The sequence below is a fragment of the Qipengyuania marincola genome (assembly GCF_029688625.1).
GTDB lineage: Bacteria > Pseudomonadota > Alphaproteobacteria > Sphingomonadales > Sphingomonadaceae > Qipengyuania.
Map to the genome: position 1 here is coordinate 213802 of NZ_JARULC010000002.1, position 20301 is coordinate 234102.

The 20301-nt window shown below is 63.9% G+C and carries 20 protein-coding genes and 1 tRNA gene; 7 read left to right on the forward strand and 14 right to left on the reverse strand.

All coding sequences use genetic code 11. The features are described 5' to 3' along the window. Nucleotides 1-30: 30 nt before the first annotated feature. The gene (gene rpoZ, locus P8Q88_RS06250) at nt 31-375 is read left to right on the forward strand and encodes a DNA-directed RNA polymerase subunit omega (protein ID WP_278322986.1); all 345 of its coding nucleotides are present in this window, start codon (nt 31-33) and stop codon (nt 373-375) included. 63 nt (nt 376-438) lie between these two features. On the opposite strand, the gene P8Q88_RS06255 is transcribed toward rpoZ, so the two are convergent. After that, a complete protein-coding gene (locus P8Q88_RS06255; protein ID WP_278322987.1) occupies nt 439-672 on the reverse strand; it encodes a DUF3072 domain-containing protein in 234 nt (77 codons plus the stop codon). 114 nt (nt 673-786) lie between these two features. Between P8Q88_RS06255 and P8Q88_RS06260 the strand changes: the two genes are divergently transcribed. Further along, nucleotides 787-1875: a DUF3667 domain-containing protein gene (locus tag P8Q88_RS06260; protein ID WP_278322988.1), complete on the forward strand. Its 1089-nt coding sequence runs from the start codon at nt 787-789 to the stop codon at nt 1873-1875. A gap of 27 nt (nt 1876-1902) precedes the next feature. On the opposite strand, the gene P8Q88_RS06265 is transcribed toward P8Q88_RS06260, so the two are convergent. The 7 genes from P8Q88_RS06265 to P8Q88_RS06295 form a co-directional block, all read right to left on the reverse strand. Next, a complete protein-coding gene (locus P8Q88_RS06265) occupies nt 1903-2184 on the reverse strand; it encodes a hypothetical protein (RefSeq protein WP_278322989.1) in 282 nt (93 codons plus the stop codon). Between the two features lie 74 nt (nt 2185-2258). Continuing rightward, a complete protein-coding gene (locus tag P8Q88_RS06270) occupies nt 2259-2642 on the reverse strand; it encodes a hypothetical protein (protein ID WP_278322990.1) in 384 nt (127 codons plus the stop codon). A 72-nt stretch (nt 2643-2714) separates the two neighbouring features. Next, nucleotides 2715-4673 carry an ATP-dependent zinc metalloprotease FtsH gene (gene ftsH, locus P8Q88_RS06275; protein ID WP_278322991.1) on the reverse strand — a complete coding sequence of 653 codons (1959 nt, stop codon included), beginning with the start codon at nt 4671-4673 and terminating at the stop codon, nt 2715-2717. An 81-nt stretch (nt 4674-4754) separates the two neighbouring features. Next, entirely contained in the window at nt 4755-5411 is a 657-nt protein-coding gene (locus tag P8Q88_RS06280) for an exopolysaccharide biosynthesis protein (RefSeq protein WP_278322992.1), read from the reverse strand. 51 nt (nt 5412-5462) lie between these two features. After that, on the reverse strand, nt 5463-5915 hold the full coding sequence (locus P8Q88_RS06285; RefSeq protein ID WP_278322993.1) for a MaoC family dehydratase: 453 nt from the start codon (nt 5913-5915) through the stop codon (nt 5463-5465). After that, nucleotides 5915-7333 carry an aldehyde dehydrogenase family protein gene (locus tag P8Q88_RS06290; protein WP_278322994.1) on the reverse strand — a complete coding sequence of 473 codons (1419 nt, stop codon included), beginning with the start codon at nt 7331-7333 and terminating at the stop codon, nt 5915-5917. The genes P8Q88_RS06285 and P8Q88_RS06290 overlap by 1 nt, the downstream gene beginning before the upstream one ends. A gap of 28 nt (nt 7334-7361) precedes the next feature. Further along, on the reverse strand, nt 7362-8450 hold the full coding sequence (locus P8Q88_RS06295) for a CaiB/BaiF CoA transferase family protein (RefSeq protein ID WP_278322995.1): 1089 nt from the start codon (nt 8448-8450) through the stop codon (nt 7362-7364). A gap of 114 nt (nt 8451-8564) precedes the next feature. On the opposite strand from P8Q88_RS06295, the gene P8Q88_RS06300 reads away from it, so the two are divergent. Further along, nucleotides 8565-9350 (forward strand): enoyl-CoA hydratase-related protein, encoded by a 786-nt coding sequence (locus P8Q88_RS06300; RefSeq protein WP_278322996.1) that lies wholly within the window; start codon nt 8565-8567, stop codon nt 9348-9350. A gap of 7 nt (nt 9351-9357) precedes the next feature. Here the strand turns inward: P8Q88_RS06300 and P8Q88_RS06305 are convergent, their stop codons facing one another. From P8Q88_RS06305 to ftsE, 4 genes are read right to left on the reverse strand one after another with little or no spacing between them, the layout of a single operon-like run. Then, on the reverse strand, nt 9358-10035 hold the full coding sequence (locus P8Q88_RS06305; RefSeq protein ID WP_278322997.1) for a lysophospholipid acyltransferase family protein: 678 nt from the start codon (nt 10033-10035) through the stop codon (nt 9358-9360). 7 nt (nt 10036-10042) lie between these two features. Beyond that, the gene (locus P8Q88_RS06310) at nt 10043-10573 is read right to left on the reverse strand and encodes a YdcF family protein (RefSeq protein ID WP_278322998.1); all 531 of its coding nucleotides are present in this window, start codon (nt 10571-10573) and stop codon (nt 10043-10045) included. Continuing rightward, nucleotides 10570-11502, reverse strand: coding sequence for a cell division protein FtsX (locus tag P8Q88_RS06315; RefSeq protein ID WP_278322999.1), 933 nt, complete (start codon nt 11500-11502; stop codon nt 10570-10572). Before P8Q88_RS06315 ends, P8Q88_RS06310 begins: the two co-directional genes overlap by 4 nt. Continuing rightward, nucleotides 11499-12224 carry a cell division ATP-binding protein FtsE gene (ftsE, locus tag P8Q88_RS06320; RefSeq protein ID WP_278323000.1) on the reverse strand — a complete coding sequence of 242 codons (726 nt, stop codon included), beginning with the start codon at nt 12222-12224 and terminating at the stop codon, nt 11499-11501. Before ftsE ends, P8Q88_RS06315 begins: the two co-directional genes overlap by 4 nt. A gap of 156 nt (nt 12225-12380) precedes the next feature. Between ftsE and P8Q88_RS06325 the strand changes: the two genes are divergently transcribed. Together P8Q88_RS06325 and P8Q88_RS06330 are read left to right on the forward strand one after the other, a co-directional pair. Next, a complete protein-coding gene (locus P8Q88_RS06325; protein WP_278323001.1) occupies nt 12381-13268 on the forward strand; it encodes a zinc-ribbon domain-containing protein in 888 nt (295 codons plus the stop codon). A gap of 112 nt (nt 13269-13380) precedes the next feature. Next, a tRNA-Leu gene (locus P8Q88_RS06330) sits at nt 13381-13467 on the forward strand. Nucleotides 13468-13482: 15 nt separating this feature from the next. Here the strand turns inward: P8Q88_RS06330 and P8Q88_RS06335 are convergent. Together P8Q88_RS06335 and P8Q88_RS06340 are read right to left on the reverse strand one after the other, a co-directional pair. Further along, entirely contained in the window at nt 13483-14826 is a 1344-nt protein-coding gene (locus tag P8Q88_RS06335) for a patatin-like phospholipase family protein (protein ID WP_278323002.1), read from the reverse strand. A 61-nt stretch (nt 14827-14887) separates the two neighbouring features. Then, nucleotides 14888-17668: a phosphoenolpyruvate carboxylase gene (locus P8Q88_RS06340; RefSeq protein WP_278323004.1), complete on the reverse strand. Its 2781-nt coding sequence runs from the start codon at nt 17666-17668 to the stop codon at nt 14888-14890. Nucleotides 17669-17859: 191 nt separating this feature from the next. Here P8Q88_RS06340 and mtnP point away from each other — a divergent pair, with 191 nt between their 5' ends. Then, entirely contained in the window at nt 17860-18732 is an 873-nt protein-coding gene (gene mtnP, locus P8Q88_RS06345; RefSeq protein WP_278323005.1) for an S-methyl-5'-thioadenosine phosphorylase, read from the forward strand. A 7-nt stretch (nt 18733-18739) separates the two neighbouring features. Continuing rightward, nucleotides 18740-20248: a glycerol-3-phosphate dehydrogenase gene (glpD, locus tag P8Q88_RS06350; RefSeq protein WP_278323006.1), complete on the forward strand. Its 1509-nt coding sequence runs from the start codon at nt 18740-18742 to the stop codon at nt 20246-20248. Nucleotides 20249-20301: the final 53 nt, after the last annotated feature.

Consider the following 20301-nt stretch of genomic DNA (forward strand, 5'->3'; position numbering starts at 1 on the left):
GGATTCTATTGAATTGCATCGGAGTGCCCCATGGCGCGCGTTACTGTCGAAGATTGCGTAGACAAGGTTCCCAACCGTTTCGATCTCGTCCTGCTGGCTGCCCAGCGGGCGCGTGAGATCTCGGGCGGCGCCGAGCTGACCGTCGATCGCGACCGCGACAAGAACCCGGTCGTCGCCCTGCGCGAAATCGCCGAGCAAACGATCAAGCCCAAGGACCTGCAGGAAGCTGCCGTCACCAACCTGCAGAAGATCCTGCCGGATGACGATGACGAAATCGATGAGGTCGGCTCGCTCAGCCAGTCGGCGGAAGCCCTGCGGATCACCGCATCGGCGCCGACCCGCTCGACCTCGATCGGGGCCGACTACGAAGGCTAGTCCTGCGCGACCCGAACATCATTAAGGGCCGCTCCTTTCGAGGAGCGGCCCTTTTGATATCTGCTACCGGCCCCGTCCGGTTTTGCCCTGCAGCTCGTCGATCATCTTGGACGCGTCGGCCTTGGTCAGATCGGGATCATACCGGTCGGGGCAGCCGGCTTCCTCGCACAAGGTCTTGAGATAGCTCGCTTGTGCGCCGGTCATGCGCTCATCGCCGGTGGTCCAATTGTCCGGAGCCTTTTCGGCATTCGACACCGGATCGGTCTTGGGTCGCTCGCTGGGTTTGGTGGCGGTCATGGTAAAATCTCCTTCATCGATACCAACTCATTTGTTCATTTTATGTTCCGGTCGAACAAGGGGCGTGACGCCGCGGCGGCCTTCGCATAGGTTCCGGTCCGAGGAGGTGGGCGCGTGAGCGAGATTGGCGAAGCATTGGGCACCGCAGTCGAAGGCGGTTTGTTCGCCCGGGCCATCGACCGGGGGAGCCGGGGCTCGCGCGACACGGCAGAACTCGTCGAGGGGCACTTCGCCGAGGGCGCCTGCCTCAATTGCGGCACCGATCTTGTCGGCCCGCATTGCCACGCATGCGGACAGAAGGCGCATCTGCACAGGACGCTGGGCGCCTTCTTGCACGATTTGATCCACGGCGCCCTGCACCTGGAAGGCAGGACGTGGAAAACGCTACCCTTGCTCATTCGCAAGCGGGGCGAACTTACCCGACGCTATATCGATGGAGAGCGCGCGCGGTTCGTGTCGCCAATGGCGCTGTTTCTCTTTGCCATTTTCCTGATGTTCGCCGTGTTCCAGCTGGCGGGCATCTCGACCCCGACCGATGTCCAGGCGACTTCGCCAGCGGAGATAGGGGAGCGGCTCGACGCGGCCAAGGCTGAAGCAAGGGACGATGTCGAGCAGCAGCGCGCCCGGCTCGACGCGCTGGAGCCCGGCGACGCGGCACGTGCAGAAGCACAAGCGCGGCTGGAAGAACTCGAACAGACCTATGAAGCGATCGAGACGACCGAGGCATTTACTCTGGGGCAGACGGTCGAGGACGGGATCGATCAGGGAACCGGGATCGCCTTTGTCGATGCGGGGATTCAGAAATGGCGCAAGAACCCGGGGCTCATGCTCTACAAATTGCAGACCAATTTTTACAAGTTCAGCTGGCTCCTGATCCCCCTGTCCATTCCCTTCGTGTGGCTGCTCTTCGCCTGGAAACGCCGGTTCAAGGCCTACGATCACGCAATCTTCGTGACCTATTCACTAAGCTTCATGACCCTGCTGATCCTCGCGCTGACGTTGCTGGGCCTGGCCGGGCTCGATGCATCCGTGCTTGCTCTGGCCACCATCTTCATCCCCCCGATCCACATCTACAAGCATCTGCGCGGCGCCTATGACCTGAGTCGCTTTTCGGCGGTATGGCGCCTCGGTATCCTGAGCGTCTTCATCATCGTGATCCTGACGCTGTTCCTGCAGGCCTTGCTCGTTCTGGGCGCCTTCTGAGCAATTGAGCCAAGCAGCGCGCGCCCGCTAATCGCGGGCGGGCTCGCCGCCGGTAACCGGTGCCGGGCCCGGCTCCTCGGTATCGCCTGCCTCCAAATCGTCGCGCAGTTCGGCCGCGCCCTTGCTGACCGCATCAGCGGCGTCGATCGCGCCCTCCTCGATCGCTTCGCCGGCAACTTCGAGGTTGGCCAGTGCATCGTCTTCCGCAAGATCGATCGTCTGCGCCGCATCTGACTGGGTCTGCTCCGAACAGGCGGACATGCCCGCAAGTGCGAGGGCGGACAGGCTGGCGACGGCAACACGCTTCATGGCGGTGATCCTCGTAGTTGGGGGTCTCGATCTTGCCTAACGCGCGAGACGAGCGAAGCGTTTCGCCTACCGGCTCAACGGCATGGATATTCTCGGATCAGGGCAGCGCGCCAGGCTTGCGCCAGCGACATCTTGCGACGCTCGCTTTCCGGCACTGCGCCGAGCATGGTGACGACTTGCTTTGCGCCCAGACCCTTCTTGCGCTGCGCCTCGCTCACGCAATAGAGCGGTTGTCCCCTGCTGGTGGCCACCTCGTTCTCTGCCTTGGCAAGTTCCGCCGCGGCGCGAAGCTGCGCCATGCGAGGCTTTGTACGCTTGTCGAACATCGCCCGCACGCCCTTGTCCATCAACTGCTGTGCATCGGAGTAGAAGGCCTGCGCGTTCACATCGGCGGGCGATGCCGATGCCGATGTGGCGATGGCGATCACGCCGATGCCGGCGAGAATGGTCTTTCGCATGAAGAAGGCTCCGTCCCAATTAAGAGACGGAGCCTTCTATGATGCAGGCTGAATGGGGGATAAACGCTCGGACTATCCCGCCTGTGGCGCCGGGCCCCCGCCAAACTTCTTGCCGGCCTTGGGTACAGCGGCTCCGGCCGCCGGCTTCACGGCAATCGGCCCCTTCGGCTCGTCGGGACGGTCGATCTTGCCGTCCTTCATCAGCTGGTCGATCTCCTCGCCGGTCAGCGTTTCGTATTCGAGCATCGCCTGCGCCAGCAGGTGCAGCTTGTCTTCCTGATCGGTGAGGATGTCGGTTGCTCGTTTCAGGCCATCTTCCACCAGACGCTTGATCTCTTCATCGATCAGCTTGTTGGTTTCCGCGCCCGACATGGTGCGCGCCGTCTGACCCATGCCGAGATAGCCTTCCTGGCTCTGCTCGTATTGCAACGGGCCGAGCTTGTCGGACATGCCCCATTTGGTGACCATGTTGCGCGCAAGGTCGGTGGCATACTGGATGTCGCCCGATGCCCCGCTCGAAACCTTGTCGTGGCCGAAGATGATTTCCTCCGCCACACGGCCGCCCATGGCAACCGCGAGGTTCGCGTGCATCTTGTCGCGGTGGTAAGAGTAGTTGTCCCGCTCGGGCAGACGCATCACCATGCCCAGCGCACGGCCACGCGGAATGATCGTCGCCTTGTGAATGGGATCCGATGCCGGCTCGTTTAGGCTTACCAGCGCATGGCCCGCCTCGTGATAGGCGGTCATCTTCTTCTCGTCCTCGGTCATGACCATGGAGCGGCGTTCCGCGCCCATCATGACCTTGTCCTTGGCGTCCTCGAATTCCTGCATCGCGACGAGGCGCTTGTTGCGCCGCGCGGCCAGCAGCGCCGCCTCGTTGACGAGGTTGGCCAGATCAGCGCCCGAGAAACCGGGCGTGCCGCGCGCGATGGTGCGCGGATTCACATCGGGTGCCAATGGCACCTTCTTCATGTGGACGGCGAGAATTTTCTCGCGCCCATCGATATCGGGCACCGGCACCACGACCTGGCGGTCGAAGCGACCCGGGCGCAGCAGCGCGGGATCGAGCACGTCAGGGCGGTTGGTCGCGGCGATGATGATGATGCCTTCATTGGCCTCGAAGCCGTCCATTTCGACCAGCAGCTGGTTCAGCGTCTGCTCGCGCTCGTCATTCGAATTGCCAAGGCCATGACCGCGCGAACGACCCACGGCATCGATCTCGTCGATGAAGAGAATGCACGGCGCGTTTTTCTTCGCCTGTTCGAACATGTCGCGCACGCGGCTGGCACCCACGCCGACGAACATTTCAACGAAGTCCGAACCGGAAATCGTGAAGAAGGGGACGCCAGCCTCGCCGGCGATCGCGCGGGCGAGAAGCGTCTTGCCGGTGCCGGGCGAACCGACGAGCAGTGCGCCCTTCGGAATCTGGCCACCGAGCTTTGAGAATCGGCTCGGGTCCTTCAGGAATTCGACGATTTCCTCCAGTTCCTCGCGCGCCTCGTCGATACCCGCGACATCTGCGAAGGTCACCTTGCCCTGCCGTTCGGTCAGCAGCTTGGCCTTGGATTTGCCGAAGCCCATCGCGCCGCCCGCGCCGCCGCCCTTCTGCACCTGGCGCAAGGCAAATACTGCGATGCCGAGGATCAGGACGAACGGCAGGATCTGGATGAGCGCATAAAGCAGGATATTGCCGCCGTCGGCTTCCTTGCCGGAATACTGGACGCCATTGCTCTCGAGCAATTCGGGCAGGCTGGTGTCATTGGGAACGGGAACGGTCGAGAAACCCTCGCCATTCTTCATTTCGCCGACGATCTGGTTTTCCGAGATCTGCACGGAAGCGACCGACCCTTCGGCCACCTTGTCACGGAAGTCGGAATAGAGGATCTGCGCCCCCCCGCCCGACGAGCCGCCACCGAAGGCCGAAACCACCATCAGCAGGGCAAGGAAAATACCGCCCCAGATAAGCAGGCTTCGCACCCAGGGGTTGGGGCCATTGCCCTCGGGTTCGGGCGGTGTGTTCTGGTCGCTCATGCGCGGAGTCCTTTCATCGCCCCGTAATGTAGGAGTGCCGCGGTGAATGGCAAGTTGACCGGGCAGACGATAATTTCGTTGTCAGGCAGCGACGCGCTCGATCAGCGGTGCCTTCAGGGCCATCCCGCCACCCCCCTCACCCTCGTCGGAGGAATAATAGTAGTATGTGCCGCCCGCGAGCGCGGCGACGGCCAGCAGCATCGCGACCAGCATCACCACACCATCGCGCACGGTCAGCGCCAGTCCGATGCTGGCGATCGCAAGCATCGGTCCGCTGCTGGCGAAGGGCAGGAATTCGAGCGGCGGCACCGTAAGACAGAGCAGGATTACGACAGCGGCAGCGACGCGCAGCCACACGCCTTCGGTCAGGCGTTCCAGCCGGCCATGGCTGTGCTCGTCCAGCCAGTGTGCGATGCCGCGCAGCTTGCCGATGCCCTTGTGCAATTTGCGGCTTTCCACCGAGCGATCCTGCAGCCACTGCGGCAACCAGATGTGCTCCTTGCCGAGGAGGAGTTGCACGGCGATCAGCGCGATCACGACAGCGAGAAAGGTAGGAATGCCGGGAATGCCGCCGACAGGTGTCAGCTCGAGCAGGGCGGGAAGCATGATGAAAGGGCCGAAGCTGCGCCCGCCGAAATCATCGAGCACATCGCCGATCCTGACCTTCTCGCCATTGGCGGCAAGATCGTCCAGTTCGCCCAGCACATCCTCGACGCTTTCGGGCTCATGCTTGCTCATGCGCATCTCCTCGGAAAGGGAAACGCACGACTGCGACAAAGGTTGTTTTGCCTAGCCTGCCGCCTTGGCCAGCAGGGCTGAACGTTCACAGCGACACACGACCTCGCCGCGCTGGTTGATCGCTTCGTGCACGAAAGTGACGATGCCGCTGTCGGGCCGCGACTTGCTTTCGCGCAGTGCGACGACCTCGCTCGTCGCGTGCAGCGTATCGCCGATGAACACCGGCTTGGGCATGACCAGCTTGTCATAGCCGAGATTGGCCACGAGTGTGCCGAGCGTCGTGTCACCAACGGAAAGCCCCACCATCAGCGAGAACGTGAAGGTCCCGTTGACAAGGATCTGCCCGAACTCGCTCGCCTTCGCCGCTTCGACATCGAGATGAAGCGGCTGCGGATTGTGAGTCATGGTCGTGAAGAGGAGATTGTCCGTTTCGGTGACGGTGCGCCGGATCTCGTGTTCGATCCGGTCGCCCACCTGCCATTCGTCGAAATGCCGGCCCGCCATCAGCTATGCCCCATGACGGCTTTCACTTCGAGGAAATCGTGGAAGCCCCACTCGCCCCATTCGCGGCCATTGCCCGACTTCTTGTAACCGCCGAAGGCCGCATTCATGTCGTAGCCGCCGTTGATCGCGACGCGGCCGGCGCGGATGCGCTTGGCAAGCCGGCGAGCGGTTTCGATGTCCTCGCCCATGATCGCGCTGGCGAGCCCGTATTCGGTATCGTTGGCGATGCGAATGGCATCGTCGTAGTCCTCGTAACCGAGGATGCAGAGGACGGGGCCGAAGATTTCCTCGCGCGCGATGGTCATGTCGTTGTCGACATCGGCGAAGACGGTCGGCTTGACGTAGTGGCCGGTCTCCAACCCCTCGGGCTTGCCGGGGCCGCCTGCGACCAGCGTGGCGCCTTCCTCGATGCCTTTCTCGATCAGGCCCTGAATCTTGTCGAACTGCGTGCGCGAGACGACCGGCCCGATGGTGGCATTGCCCTTGGGATCGCCGGGGATCACGCCCTCGGCGGCTTCCTTGGCGGCTGCTTTCGCCTCCTCCATGCGCGCATGCGGCACCAGCATGCGGCTCGGTGCCGTGCAGGTCTGGCCAGAATTGCCCATCATTGCGGTAGTGCCCTTCATCACCGACTGGGTGAAAGCGTTGTCGTCGAGCACGATGTTCGGGCTCTTGCCGCCCAGTTCCTGCGCCACGCGTTTGACTGTGTCGGCAGCGTTCTTGGCGATGAGGACACCCGCACGGGTCGACCCGGTGAAGCTGACCATATCGATATCGGGATGGCCGCTGATCGCTTCGCCCACGCCCGGCCCGTCGCCGTTGACTAGGTTGAAGACGCCCGCCGGCACGCCCGCCGCATCCATGATCTCGGCGAAGATATAGGCGTTGAACGGCGCGATTTCCGAAGGCTTCAGCACCATCGTGTTGCCGGTCGCCAGCGCGGGGAAAACCTTGCAGGCGATCTGGTTCAGTGGCCAGTTCCACGGGGTGATCATGCCGACCACACCGATCGGCTCCCAGACATGCAGCGTCGGGCCGTCCTGCCGCTCGAATGCGAAGCCCTCGAGCACTTCGATGGCCTTCGCGCAGTGCCCCGCGAGCAGGCCGACATGCGGGCCATTGGCGAGGCTCATCGGCGCGCCCATTTCGTCGCTAACGGCTGTGGCGAGCTCTTCCTTGCGGTTTTCAATCTCGGCCTGGATTGCGTGTAGCAGCGTGAGCCGCTCTTCCTTGCTCGTTTGCGAGAAGCTCTCGAATGCGCGGCGCGCGGCGGCCACGGCCTTGTCGACATCGGCCTTGGTGCCGAAGCTGATGTGGCCGATGGTTTCCTCGGTCGCCGGGTTCTCGACGGGCTGGGTGTTTTCCGTGACCGGGTCGACCCACTGGCCATCGATGTAGAAATTGGTGAAGTCGCGCATGGGGGTATCTCCTCTATGCGCGCAGCCACTAGCCCCCTTCGCGCCAGCGCGCCACCACCTCTTCACCGTCTTCCGCCGCATCGCGGATCGTGTTCGGCGTCCGGTCGAAGCGCGGTGCGGGCGCGGTATGCCAGCGGCCGCCATGTTCGACATAGGCTTGGCGCGCCTTCATGTGCGGATGCTCGCGTGCCTCGTCCATCGGCACGACCGGCGCGAAACAGGCATCGGTGCCCTCGAGCAGCTCGACCCATTCGGCCTGCGTTTTCGTTTTGAACATTGCGGCGAGGTCCTCAGTATACTCATCCCAATTGGCCGGGTTCATCTGCCCGTCTTTCAGCTTTTCCGGCGCATCGGCGCGCTGGAGCAGCTCGGCATAGAATTGCGGTTCGATCGCGCCGACGCTGATTTCCTTGCCGTCCGCGCATTCGTAGCAGCGATAGAAATGCGCTGCTCCGCCTAGCAAGCCGGTGCCGCGTTCGGTTGTGCGGATCGAACTGGGCGGCTGGCCGAAGAAAAAGCTCATCAGGCTGGTCACGCCATCGACGATCGCGGCATCGACCACCTGCCCTTTCCCGCTACGCTCGCGTTCGTAGAGCGCGGCGAGGATGCCGAGCGCGCAATACATCGAGCCACCACCGAAATCGCCGACAAGGTTTTGCGGCGGGATGGGCAGTTCGCCCTTCTTGCCGATCGCGTCGAGCGCGCCGGTAATGGCAATGTAGTTGAGGTCGTGCCCGGCGGCCTGCGCCAGTGGCCCCTCCTGCCCCCAGCCAGTCATGCGGCCATAGACGAGGCGCGGATTGGCCTGAAGCAATTCGTCGGGACCGAGGCCGAGGCGCTCCATCACGCCCGGGCGGAATCCCTCGATCAGCACGTCGGCCTTGGCCAGCGCATCGCGGCAAAACTTCTTGCCGTCATCGCTTTTCAGATCGACCGCCACGCGGTGCCGGGCGCGTTCGACCACTGGGTTCATCGGCTGGTAGCCTTCCCGCTCGATCCGCACCACCTCGGCGCCCATGTCGGCCAGCAGCATGGCAACATGCGGGCCCGGCCCGATCCCCTGGAATTCGACGACCTTCAATCCGGTGAGCGGTCCGCTATGCGCGCGATGGGTCATGCCTGTCTCTCTCCTCTGGCGTGGCAGACTGCATGCCAATCAGCGCGATGGGTTGCAATTGCGAACGCGATTGCGCAGACGAAAGCGGCACGAAGAGAGCGGGAAGAGAGACCGATGAGCGACTATCAGACGATCAAGAGCGAACGCACCGGCAATATCCTGAAGCTGACGCTCAACCGCCCCGATCGCCTCAATGCGTGCCCGCCCGAAATGGCGGACGAAATTTTCGATGCGATCCGCAATCTCGACGATGCACGTGCCGTGCTGATCACGGGCGAAGGCCGCGCCTTCTGTTCCGGGGCGGACCTGTCTGCCCGGGGCGAACGCTCGGTGACCGGCGGAGAGGGCGCATTCCGCTCTTTGACGCAGCATTACAATCCGATGGTGCAGACACTGGCCAGCCTGCCGGTGCCGGTGGTCTCGGCGGTGCAGGGTCCGGCTGCCGGAGTCGGCTGCTCGATCGCGCTGGCTGCCGATTTCGTGCTGGCTGGCAAGAGCGGTTATTTCCTGCAGGCCTTCGTCAATATCGGCCTAGTGCCCGATGGCGGGTCGAGCTGGATGCTGCCGCGCCTGGTCGGCACGGCGCAGGCCACGCGCATGATGATGCTGGGCGAGAAGATCTATGGCGAGGAAGCGGAGAAGATTGGCCTCATCTACAAATGTGTCGAAGATGACGTACTGACGGATGAGGCGAACGCGCTGGCCGAACGGCTGGCGAACGGTCCGACCGTGGCACTTGGCCTGATGAAGCAAACCCTGCGCGACGGCCTCCAGTCCGATTTCGGCAGCACGCTACGCGCCGAAGCCGAAACCCAGAAAATCGCTGGCGGTACGAAAGATGCGATGGAGGGCGGCATGGCCTTCCTGCAGAAACGCAAGGCCGAATTCACCGGCAGTTGAGCAATGCTCAGTTCAGTGCATTGATCGCATCACGGACGCGGGTCTCGATCTCCTCGCGCGGCAGGCCCGGAGGGATCGGCTCGCCGAAGCGATAGGTAATTCTTCCGGGTTGCTTGAGCAGCTTGTGATAGACCGGGCCGCTGTTAACCGCCACCGGCACCACCGGCAGGCCGAGCATCTTGTAGAGCCCGGCAAAACCGGATTGCAGCGGCCGGTTTTCGCCATGCGGAACCCGCGTTCCTTCGGGAAAGATCACCAGCGGCCGCCCGTCCGCGATCAGCGCCCTGGCGGCACGGATCATTTGCATCAGCGTGCGCGCCCCGGCCTCGCGCGCGACCGGCACCAGACCATAGGCAGCTGCAGCGCGGCCCCACATGGGAAGGCGAAACAGCTCTTGTTTGGCGAACACGCTGGGGCAATCGAACAGCGCCGGTGCATCGATGGCCTCGAAAAAGCTCTCGTGCTTCACCGCGTAGAGGACTGCTTCGTCAAGCGGCTTCCCCTCGATCACGAGCTCGCAACCCAGCAGGTTGACGAGGCACCAGCGCTGCCATTGAGCCCAGTTGCGCACCCGTGCCCGGAAGGCTTCGACGCTGAACGGCAAGGATGCCAGCGAGGAAGCGGTGATCAGGAGCGAGCCAATATAGAAGGCCAGATAGAAAGCGAGATTACGCAGCAGCCGCATGGCAGGATCACACCGGCAGCCCTTGCGACAGGGCCGCGGCTATCAGCTTGTTGTATTCGAGAAACAGGGTGGAGAGATTTGGCGACGATTTCACCGCATCCTGCACGATGCTTGTACCGTCGGGAAGCGCGCCGCTGAACTCGTTCGCCGCACGCGCCATGTGCCAATCGGTGGTGACCAGCCGCACGGAGGTAAACTCGTTCTCCTTCAGCCATTGCGCCGCTTCGCCCGCATTGCTGCGCGTATCGACAGCCAGGTAACCGAGCGTGACGCAGCACTGCATTGTCTGTCGCGGCACGTCGAATTGCGCAGCGAATTCGCCCGGCTTCACCTCGGGATCGACGCCGGACACGAACAGCTGGCTGGCAAGGTCGCGCTCCACGATCTCGAGACCGCGCGCGATGCGGCCCGGCCCGCCGGTTGGCACGATCACGGCATCGGTGCGCTCACCCGCAAGCGGTTGCGGCAAAGTCACGGTGAACCCGAGAAATCCGAAGGCATACACCAGCAATGTGGCAGCGATGAAGCGCAGGATCACAGCATCTTCCGAAGCGAGGAAAGGACAGTCATGCGGGCCGTGTAGACGGCAATCGCGATGGCGAAAAGTGGCACCAGCGCCAACATCAACCAATCGCCCACAGTCAGGCCGCCGCCGGTGACCAAAGCGGAGTCGAGCGCGGCGAATTGCGCCCCCAGCAATGCGACCGCACCCAGACCGAGGCCCAGACCAATACCCCCGCCGATCAATGCGTCGAACAGGATCGAGCGCTGGAATATGCGCGCGATCTGACCATCGTTTCCGCCGAGCAGATGCACGATCTCGATCGTATCGCGATTGGTGCCGAAAGCATTGCGCGCAGCCAGCCAGACCGCCGCGGCCCCGGTGAACGCCAGCAGCGCGATCAGCGCCAGAGCCATCCAGCGCAAGGTCGAGAGCGCGGACAGGACAGGCGCCAGCCAGTCAGATTGCGCATCGATCCGCGCATCGGGGGCAGCCTCGGCCAGTGCATCGGCGAGGCGCGCCAGCGCGGCGTCGTCAGCGTCGGCGCGAAGGCGCAGGTCCAGCAGCGCCGGGATCGGCAGCGCCTCGTCGCTTGCCCCGGTACCAAGCCACGGCTCGAGCAGCGCCTCGACCTCGCTTTCCGGCAGGATCTCCACCGCTTCGACCATCGGATCGCGCGACAGGATGCGCTGTGCCGCACGTGCCTGTGCCGCGCGCGTCTCAGGCACGGGGTCGACGATCTGGACTGTCGCGCTTCCCGCCAGATCGCCGCTTGCCCGCGCAACAAGATTGGACAAGGCGAGCCCTCCCGCAGCGGCGACAACCGTCAGGGCGACCATGATCGCGATTACCCAGGGCATCGGGCCTCCAAGCCGTGCGCGGGGCAGCAGATGCGCAGCTCGCTTTCCGCGCATGGGCGCAAGGCCGCGCTGGACCGCACGGGCGAGGACAGGCGGACGCTTCATTTGCCAGCCTCGATCCGGCGCGGCGGATAGCGCAATGCCCCGGTCGGATCGGACAGCTGGCCCTTGTCGAGCCGCATGATGAGCGAGTCCGGCACCTTGCGGATCAGTTGGACGTCGTGCGTCGCCACGACGACTGTGGTGCCAAGACGATTGAGCGCTTCGAACAGGCGAATGAGTTTCAGCGCCATGTCGGGATCGACGTTGCCGGTAGGCTCGTCGGCCACCAGCATGTCGGGCCGACCGATGACTGCGCGGGCGATCGCGACGCGTTGCTGCTCCCCGCCGGAAAGCGTTGCAGGCCGCGCATCGGCACGTTGGCCGAGGCCCACCCACTCGAGCATGTCGTTCACCGGCCCGGCAAGATCGGCTTCACGGACACCGGACACCCGCAGCGGCAGGGCGACATTGTCAAAGGCGGACAGGTGATCGACGAGGCGAAAGTCCTGAAACACCACCCCCATCCGGCGGCGATAGGCCGGTAACTTGTCGCGCGATAGCGTGATGACATCCGTGCCGAACATCCGGATCGCGCCGCGCGATGGCCTTTGCGACAGATAGAGCAGTTTCAGCAAAGAGGTCTTGCCCGCCCCGCTGGCACCCGTGAGGAAATAGAAACGGCCAGGGAAAAGCGTGAACGAAACGTTCGAGAGGATTTCCCGATCGGTTCCGTATCGCAAGCCGACATTGTCGAACTGGACGACCTCGCTTTCGGGACCGCTCATGGGCGAAGGCGCTGTGTCAGGAAAGAATTTGCGGTAATTCGCATGGTGGTCTGGGCCTATAACCGCGCTTCGATGTGGAAAAAAGCCGTCTGCAGGGGTTGCGAACAGGCGGTTCGCTTGTCGTGATTCGCCGGGGCGCTTAAGGCCTTGGACACCATGATCATTGCCTGCCCTGCCTGCTCCACCCGCTATGTGGTGCCCGATAGCGCCATCGGGGTCGAAGGCCGGACGGTGAGATGCGCCAAATGCAAGCATAGCTGGTTTCAGGACGGTGCGGACGCCGAACAGGTCGTCGCCGCGCAAAAAAGGCCTGCCGCCGGGGCGGGAGCAGCGCCGCCACCACCGCCAACAATACCCCGCGAGGCGACCGCGGAACGGCCGCGTGCGACGCGGGAGCCTGCCCCTCAGGCGCGGGATGACGCCGGGGCGTCCGCCACCAAGCAGGGTTTCGGTTATAGCGGCGCGGTCACGGCTCATGCGCAGGGCGATGGCCCCGACTTCGACGAACGCAAACCGCCCTATGGCGAGGTGCAGGACGAGCTGCCGCCCCCACCGGTGCCCGACCGGGAGGACGATGGCCCTTCGCGCTTCGACCATGCGCCGCCGTTCCGCCCGCGCCGGAACATCACCAAGATGTGGACCATTGCCGCCGCGGTGTTCGCACTGCTCGCCCTCGGCACGATCGCAGCGGTCAATCTGGTCGGCCTGCCGGACTGGATGCCGGTCGCAAAGCCGCTCTTCGGCCAGGCCCAGCCCGATCTCGAGCTGTCCTTCCCGGTGGAGGAACAGGAGCGCCGCACCCTGCCCAATGGAACTGAATTCTTCGGCGCGAAGATCATCGTGCGCAACACCGCGCGAGAGTCCCGGAATGTCCCGCCGATCCTGATCGTCCTGCTCGACCAGCGCGAGCGGCAGGTCTACAGCTGGGTCGTCAATCCGCCGCAGCCTTCGCTGGCTCCGGGCGAGGAAATCACCATCAACGAAGCCGTCACCGACGTGCCCAAATCGGCCGTCTTCGCCGATATCGGCTGGGCCCCGCGCTGACCGGCGCGCCTCATGCGCGAAAGGTGCTTGCCGGGGCACAGCCGCGCTGCTAGGGGCGCGCTCCTACCGGCGGGAGGCAGGCCGATTCCGGCCTTCCCGATGCAGACTGTGTGCGGTCGTGGCGGAACTGGTAGACGCGCAACGTTGAGGTCGTTGTGGCCGAAAGGCCGTGGAAGTTCGAGTCTTCTCGACCGCACCAACAGTCAGGTTGTTCCTACTCCTCCAGAGTGCTGAGCGGCCACCAAGGCCCGCCCTCGCGATCGGCCTTGTAGCGTCCGAGGTCGCGCAGTCGCGCCATGAACTCGGGTTTGAACATCTCGTCATCCTTGAAGTTCTCGCCGATGTCGCTTGGAAAGCTGTCGTATTGGTCGGCGGTGGTCAGCAGGATTTCGCCATAGGGATTGCCTAGCCGCAGCGCGGCGATCGCGCCGATCTCGCTTTCGTTGACGAGCAGGTCGTAACCGCGCTGCCCGTTCTTCAACGGGCCGGACTTGCGGTTGAGCTCGGGCGCGGGCTTGCGCACGGTCGGGCCGTTGCGGACGACATAAACCCTCGGCGCCGTCTTGCGATACGTCCCGGCGAAGCTTTCCTGCGACACTGCGGACGACTTGGTGACGCCGTGTGTCGCCATCTCCTTGCGCACCTCGCGATCTACCAGCGCCATCGTGCGGTCGAAGAAAACCGACCGTCGCACGCCGCCATCGTATAGCGAGATCGCCTTGCCGTCCGATCCTGCCACGCGCAATTGCTGGTGAAACACCGGCATGGCGGACGACGCCATGGTTGCTGCGGCGAGCGCTTCGGCGGCTTTCTCCGGTGTCGTGGCCCGGTTCACCAATTCCCGCAGGTCGGCATAGCGGAACGTGCCATTGTCCGCCTCGACGAAGCCTGCATAGCCGGCGATGCTCGATTTTCCGATCGCTTCTACCAATCGGCAATCGCCTTTCGGGCATAGCGCCTCGATGATGCGCCTGCGCAGCGGCGCGGTCCCCGCGGCGGAGCCGAAGAACGGCACGAAGCCAAGCCCGGTGTTGCGCACGACTTCGCTCTGGCGGGACGGGGAATAGCCCCACAGCAGCCGGTCGAGCGCATAGCGGCGCATTTCGGGCGTCTGCTCGCCGTCGAGAGCGACCATCAGCATCAGCGTCTGCAGCGAGCCGGTGGAGATGCCGGTGATCACGCCAATGCCCTCGAGGCCCAGTTCGGTCGCACCGCTCTTCTTGCTCAGCCGGTCGAAGAGTCCCGCACCGAAGGCGCCCCATTGGCCTCCGCCGGACAGCAGCAGCACGTTGCACTCGGGCGCATCGTCCCTGCCGTGGCACTGCACGGCCTCTCCGATCGAGCAGGCCATCGGATCGTCCAGCCGACATTCCATGATTGCCAGCGCATCGCGCTGCACATCACGGATGATGGGACCGGGATCGCCATCCATAACATGGGTGTAGAAGCCATCGATCTCGAAGCTTAGCGCGCCGCGGCGAAAGATCGTCAGGGCGAGTGCGCCGACAATCGCAAGCCCCGTCACCACCGCGCCGATGCACAGCAAGATATCACCCATGTTTCGTCCCCCACGAAAGATCGTGCGGGATAGAGTAACCCGTGGAGGGGTGGCCGATCAATCAGCCATGCGCACCGAATTCGTTAGCGATGCAGGTCGAGATGCGGAGGCAGAGGGAATAGGCATCGTCGATCGGATCGATGTAACGGGCGCGAATATCGGCGTAGCCCTCGCCCTGACCACGCGGGTATTCACCCGCTTCCTTCATGCTGAAGTCGTCCTTGCGCGGGAAGCTGACCGGATAGGCGCGCCGCAATTGCGCCAGCGCATCGTCGATGCGCAGCGAGAAGACCATTTCGAGCACATCGGTCCGGCTGATGTCATTGGCCCGGCTGAACGCGGGGACCGAAACCGCTTTCAGGAACATGTGCTGGAGCAGCGCGAGGCGCACCGCCTGCAGCACACCGATGATGCGCCGCACATTCTCGCGGTCAGGGTGCGGTTCGTGATCGGGCACCAGCGCGAAAAGGCGATGCAATTTGAGCGCGTCGACCCGGAGCCGCGAAGCGAGACGGCGGAAGACGCCATTGCGATCGTCGGAAATGAGATACTCCGCGAGCGCCTCGCAAGCTTCGCCGAGATGATCCTCGGTCCCGCGATAGGGCCGGCTCGCCCAATAGGCGGAATTGAACAGCTCGCCATAGGCCGCCACGGTCTTGATGCTGGCCAGCGCGTTGGAGGCGCGGACCAACCGCATGATCTGTCGGCCGCGCGCGCTTTCGTTGAGCAGCGTCGCAACATCCTCGATATTGCTTTCCGCCGCGCTGCCGACCCCGGCGATGATATTCACCGGATAGCCGAGCTGCTGGAGGATCGCATTGTGCGGGATCGCGCGGATCTGGCGCAGGCTCATCTCGCGATCGGCGGAGAGGTCCGACTGGCGGCGCGATACACGGCTGCCGGTCTGGTTCAGCAGGCCAAGGCCGAAGGCGGTCACCGCGCGGCTGTAGGTGCGGCTTTCCAGGTGGTCGCGCTGATGCTCCTTGATTGCGCGATAGAAATCCAAGCTCAGATCGGTGCGACGGTAGAAGGGATCGGTCGGCACTTCCGCATCGGTATGGGCGGGCGTGTGCTCGACGATTTTGGTCAGCGTTGCCAGCGCCAGTTCGGGCGTTGCGAAAAACAGGTATCCGTCGCCACCCTGAAAGCTGGCCTCCGGCTCCAGCCGGATACCGGCGCGCGCGAAACGCCGCTGCGACCAGGACGATAGCGGCCACTCGATGCGGTCCTCGAAGCTTGAGGGGTGTGCGCCGCGGCCCATGCCCTCGCCATGCGTATCGAAAATCAGCGCGGCGACATCGGTCAGCCCGTTGTTCTCCATTGCCTGTGACAGGCGGCCCTGCAGTCGCTCGATCGCGAGGCTTGCCGGGATCTGGCCGACGAAGCGCCCGGCATCGGAAAAGCCGGTCTGAATGGCTATCCGCCCGCGCCGTTTGGCGTATATGCGATACTCTTCCTCGGCCAGAAGTGCGTCGAGGAAGCGTCCGCCGTGCTCCAGAGCGGTCTCGGTCTCGAAAAGCGGCGAGACATCGACCTTGTCCTCGATCCCGAACAGCTTGGCGAAATAGAGCGCGGCGAGGACGGTCGCCGGCTGTTCGCATTCGGCCACCAACATGCGGATCGGCGCATCGGCGTCGATGTGCTTGAGGATTTGGGTCATCACGAGGAATTGCCGCACCGCGGTGGAGCTCTCGACCGCGAGGCTGGCAAAATTCGCGCTAGCGGGCTCCACATTGGCGATCAGCTCGCGCAGCGCGGCGAGCGCGCCGCGGCTGCCGAGGTCGATATCCGCCGCGTCGCCGAGCCGCGTGCGGATCGCGTTGTGCAATTGCTTGGCATTCACGCGGAAATGAATCCATCCCATGCCGAGCCCGTCGGCGCGCATGGCCGCGGTCAGCGTGCGCAGGGCGATCGCCTTTTCTGCGGTGGAAGAGGCAGCCTCGCCTTCCAGCTGGGCGATAATCTGACGCAGCGAAAGAAGCTTGTCCTCGCCGTCCTCGGTCAGCCGATTGGCAGCCGCCGACAAATCCCCCGCATCCGAAAGGTCGCCCGCAAATTCTTCGGAGCTGGCCCGTGTCCGCGTCGCCGCTTCGCGCAGCGTGGCCAGCAGATCGTGGTCCGCGTCGATCGATTCGAGCTGCTTTGCATAGCGGTCGAGCCGCTGCGCCTTTTCGGCCAGGCGGAAAGCTATGGAGGTGTACCATTTGATGTCGGTCCGCCCGTCCATGTCGTAACCGACCCAGGTAGCAAAGCGGAACGGTAGCGGGGTGAAGTCGAACCAGCGGCTCGACCATTTGTCATGCGCCGTCTTCAGCGCGTCGGCGACGATGCGATCCCGCGCATCCTGTGCATTGGCGATGGCCGACATAGCCCGCTCATGCTCATACCTTAGCGTGATATCGGGGCGCTCGCCGCTCTTGCCCGGCGCAATCCCGCCGCCGTGCGAGGCCGCTTGCGCCACCGCAGCAGACTGATCCGGCGTCAGCAGGAAGGTCGGATGCGCGGTGAACACCGCATGCATATGCGGATGCTCCCAGAAATTGCGGAAGGCGTCGAATTCCCCATCCGCCGAGGTCTGCCGTTCAAGCCGTTCCTCGGCATCGTCGGGGATGGCGAGACAGCGTAGCCGTTCGGCCCGCGCATCGAGCGATTTCGCTTCAAGTTCCTCGATGAGCCTGGACAGGTCCTCGATGCCGATCTCATCGCGCTCCAGCCGGCGCGACAGGTCGAGCGACAGCTGGAAGACGGGATTGAATAGGGGGGTCAGAGCCGTCTGCCGGTGAAGCTCCTGCAATCTCTCGCTGAGGCCGGCGAGTGTGATAGCGAGCGTCTGGTCGGGCATTCGGGCGTCCTCCGGCTGTAATCGTGATGTGTTCGGCGGGATTGCATCGGCCAAGTCAAGGCGCGCACGCTCCCGTCGTCCATGAATACGCATGCGACGCGCAGTGGTTGCAGCTAAGATTGCAAGGGGCTGGACAGCGCTGGTGCGAAGCTCCACCGATGCATTGCAATGCAAACAGCGGGACGACAGGCATGAGCGACTGGACCATCGGCATCATCGGGGGGTCGGGCCTTTATGCGATGGATGCGCTTGAGGATGCGCAGTGGATCGACATCAAATCCTCCTGGGGGCAACCGTCGGACGAAATCCTGTGCGGGACGATAGGGCACGTGCGCGTGCGCTTCCTGCCCCGGCATGGGCGGGGGCACCGGATTGCTCCCGGCTCGATCAACGCGCGGGCCAACATCGATGCACTCAAGCGCGCTGGCTGCACCGATATCCTGGCGATCAGCGCGGTCGGATCGCTGTCGGACGAACTGCCGCCGGGTCATTTCGTGACGGTCGACCAGTTCATCGACAACACCAAGGGACGCCCTTCGTCCTTCTATGACAGCGGGTTCGTCGCCCACGTCAGCATGGCCGAACCCGTTTGCGATCGGCTTTCGAAGCACGCGGCGAAGGCGGTTGCCAAGGCGGGAGGCACCTGCAGCGAGGGCGCGACCTACCTTGCGATGGAAGGGCCGCAGTTTTCGAGCCGGGCCGAAAGCAAGCTCTACCGACACTGGGGGGCCGAGGTGATCGGCATGACCGGCATGCCCGAGGCAAAGCTCGCCCGGGAGGCCGAACTGCCTTACGCGCTCCTCGCCATGGTCACCGATTACGACAGCTGGCGCGACGACGCCGCAAGCGTCGATGTCGGTGAGATCATCGAGCAGATGAACGCCAATTCCGCACTGGCCCGCAAGACGGTCGAGGCATTCTGCAAGGGCTTGCCGAAGAAGCGTACGCCTTCGCCCATCGACCACGCGCTGAACGATGCGGTCCTGACTGCGCCCGAACATCACGACAAGGCGCTGCTGGCGAAGCTCGACGCTGTTGCGGGGCGCTTGCTGCGACAGGCATGAGGATGGGATGAGCGACCATTTCGACCTTCTCGTGGTCGGCGGCGGCATCAATGGTGTTGGCATCGCCCGCGATGCGGCAGGGCGCGGTCTCAGCGTGTTGCTTGTCGAGAAGGACGACCTGGCTTCGCACACGTCATCCGCCAGCACGAAGCTGGTGCACGGGGGCCTGCGCTATCTCGAAATGTACGAGTTCAGGCTGGTCGCGGAATCGCTGCGCGAACGCGAAGTGCTGCTCCGTGCCGCGCCGCATATCATCTGGCCGCTGCGCTTTGTCATGCCGCATGAACCGAGCATGCGGCCCAAGTGGATGCTGCGCGCCGGCCTGTTCCTTTATGATCGCATCGGCGGTGCGATGAGCCTGCCGGGCAGCAAGGCAATCGACCTGACGATCCCGCCGCATCGCGGGGTGTTGCAGGACCGGCTCAGGAAGGGCTTCGAATATTCGGACTGCTGGGTCGAGGATTCTCGCCTGGTGGTGCTGTGCGCGATGGATGCCGAGGCGCGCGGAGCAAAGATTCTGTGCCGCACCCGATGCGAACAACTGGAACGGCAGGCGGACAGTTGGACTGCGACGCTGCATGACGCGGCAGGCGAGCGGCGCGTTTCCGCAAAGGCCGTCGTCAACGCCGCCGGTCCCTTCGTCGACAATGTCGCGAAACAGGCGCTGGGCGCCGGGACGCCGTCGCATCTGCGGCTCGTGAAGGGCAGCCATATCATCGTTTCGCGCCGCTTTCCGGGCGATCACGCCTACATCTTCCAGCAGCCCGACAAGCGCATCGTCTTCGCCATTCCCTACGAGCGCGACTTCACTCTCATCGGGACGACGGACCTTCTCTACGACGGCGATCTCGATCGGGTACGGATATCGGAGGAGGAGATCGATTATCTATGCGCCGCCGCATCGCGCTATTTCCTCAGCCGCGTCACGCGCGAGGAAATTGCCTCGAGCTATGCCGGGGTGAGGCCGCTCTACGAGGACAATGCCGCGAGCAACAGTACAGTAACGCGAGACTACGTGTTCGAGCTGGAGGCGGATGGCGGCGCGCCGATCCTGTCGGTCTATGGCGGCAAGATCACGACGTTCCGCAAGCTCGCCGAACATGCTCTAGCGAACCTCGGCAAGGCGATGGAGATGCCCGGCGAAGCCTGGACCCGGCACGCCGTGCTCCCCGGCGGCGAATTTGCCGATGGCGACTTCGCGCGCTTCCTGTGGGAGGCGAGCGAACAATATGAATTCGCTCCTCCGGAAATGCTTTTGCGCCTTGCCCGTGCTTACGGCACCCGGCTGGCCGAAATCCTCGAGGGTGCAAAGGGGCTGGCCGATCTCGGCGAATGTCTCGGCGGCGACCTCTACGAGGCCGAGCTGCGCTATCTGGTGAAGCGGGAGTATGCCTGCACGGGAGAAGACGTGCTGTGGCGGCGCAGCAAGCTCGGCCTGCATCTACCGGCCGATGCCCAACGCCGGGTGGCCGATTGGATGGATGCGCACGCGCCCCATTCTCCCGACTTCGCTTGAAAGCGGCACGGTGCGGGTCCAAGTGGGCCGCCTGAGCAATCAAGCAAGCGAGT

Excerpts from the sequence above, each read along its gene's own strand:
- P8Q88_RS06340 (WP_278323004.1), bottom strand. The coding sequence starts at position 17,668 with ATGCCCGACCAGACGCTCGCTATCACACTCGCCGGCCTCAGCGAGAGA.
- P8Q88_RS06305 (WP_278322997.1), bottom strand. The coding sequence starts at position 10,035 with ATGCGGCTGCTGCGTAATCTCGCTTTCTATCTGGCCTTCTATATTGGC.
- rpoZ (WP_278322986.1), top strand. The coding sequence starts at position 31 with ATGGCGCGCGTTACTGTCGAAGATTGCGTAGACAAGGTTCCCAACCGT.
- P8Q88_RS06255 (WP_278322987.1), bottom strand. The coding sequence starts at position 672 with ATGACCGCCACCAAACCCAGCGAGCGACCCAAGACCGATCCGGTGTCG.
- P8Q88_RS06325 (WP_278323001.1), top strand. The coding sequence starts at position 12,381 with ATGATCATTGCCTGCCCTGCCTGCTCCACCCGCTATGTGGTGCCCGAT.
- ftsE (WP_278323000.1), bottom strand. The coding sequence starts at position 12,224 with ATGAGCGGTCCCGAAAGCGAGGTCGTCCAGTTCGACAATGTCGGCTTG.
- ftsH (WP_278322991.1), bottom strand. The coding sequence starts at position 4,673 with ATGAGCGACCAGAACACACCGCCCGAACCCGAGGGCAATGGCCCCAAC.
- P8Q88_RS06265 (WP_278322989.1), bottom strand. The coding sequence starts at position 2,184 with ATGAAGCGTGTTGCCGTCGCCAGCCTGTCCGCCCTCGCACTTGCGGGC.
- P8Q88_RS06300 (WP_278322996.1), top strand. The coding sequence starts at position 8,565 with ATGAGCGACTATCAGACGATCAAGAGCGAACGCACCGGCAATATCCTG.
- P8Q88_RS06290 (WP_278322994.1), bottom strand. The coding sequence starts at position 7,333 with ATGCGCGACTTCACCAATTTCTACATCGATGGCCAGTGGGTCGACCCG.
- mtnP (WP_278323005.1), top strand. The coding sequence starts at position 17,860 with ATGAGCGACTGGACCATCGGCATCATCGGGGGGTCGGGCCTTTATGCG.
- glpD (WP_278323006.1), top strand. The coding sequence starts at position 18,740 with ATGAGCGACCATTTCGACCTTCTCGTGGTCGGCGGCGGCATCAATGGT.
- P8Q88_RS06270 (WP_278322990.1), bottom strand. The coding sequence starts at position 2,642 with ATGCGAAAGACCATTCTCGCCGGCATCGGCGTGATCGCCATCGCCACA.
- P8Q88_RS06280 (WP_278322992.1), bottom strand. The coding sequence starts at position 5,411 with ATGAGCAAGCATGAGCCCGAAAGCGTCGAGGATGTGCTGGGCGAACTG.
- P8Q88_RS06335 (WP_278323002.1), bottom strand. The coding sequence starts at position 14,826 with ATGGGTGATATCTTGCTGTGCATCGGCGCGGTGGTGACGGGGCTTGCG.
- P8Q88_RS06315 (WP_278322999.1), bottom strand. The coding sequence starts at position 11,502 with ATGAAGCGTCCGCCTGTCCTCGCCCGTGCGGTCCAGCGCGGCCTTGCG.
- P8Q88_RS06285 (WP_278322993.1), bottom strand. The coding sequence starts at position 5,915 with ATGGCGGGCCGGCATTTCGACGAATGGCAGGTGGGCGACCGGATCGAA.
- P8Q88_RS06295 (WP_278322995.1), bottom strand. The coding sequence starts at position 8,450 with ATGACCCATCGCGCGCATAGCGGACCGCTCACCGGATTGAAGGTCGTC.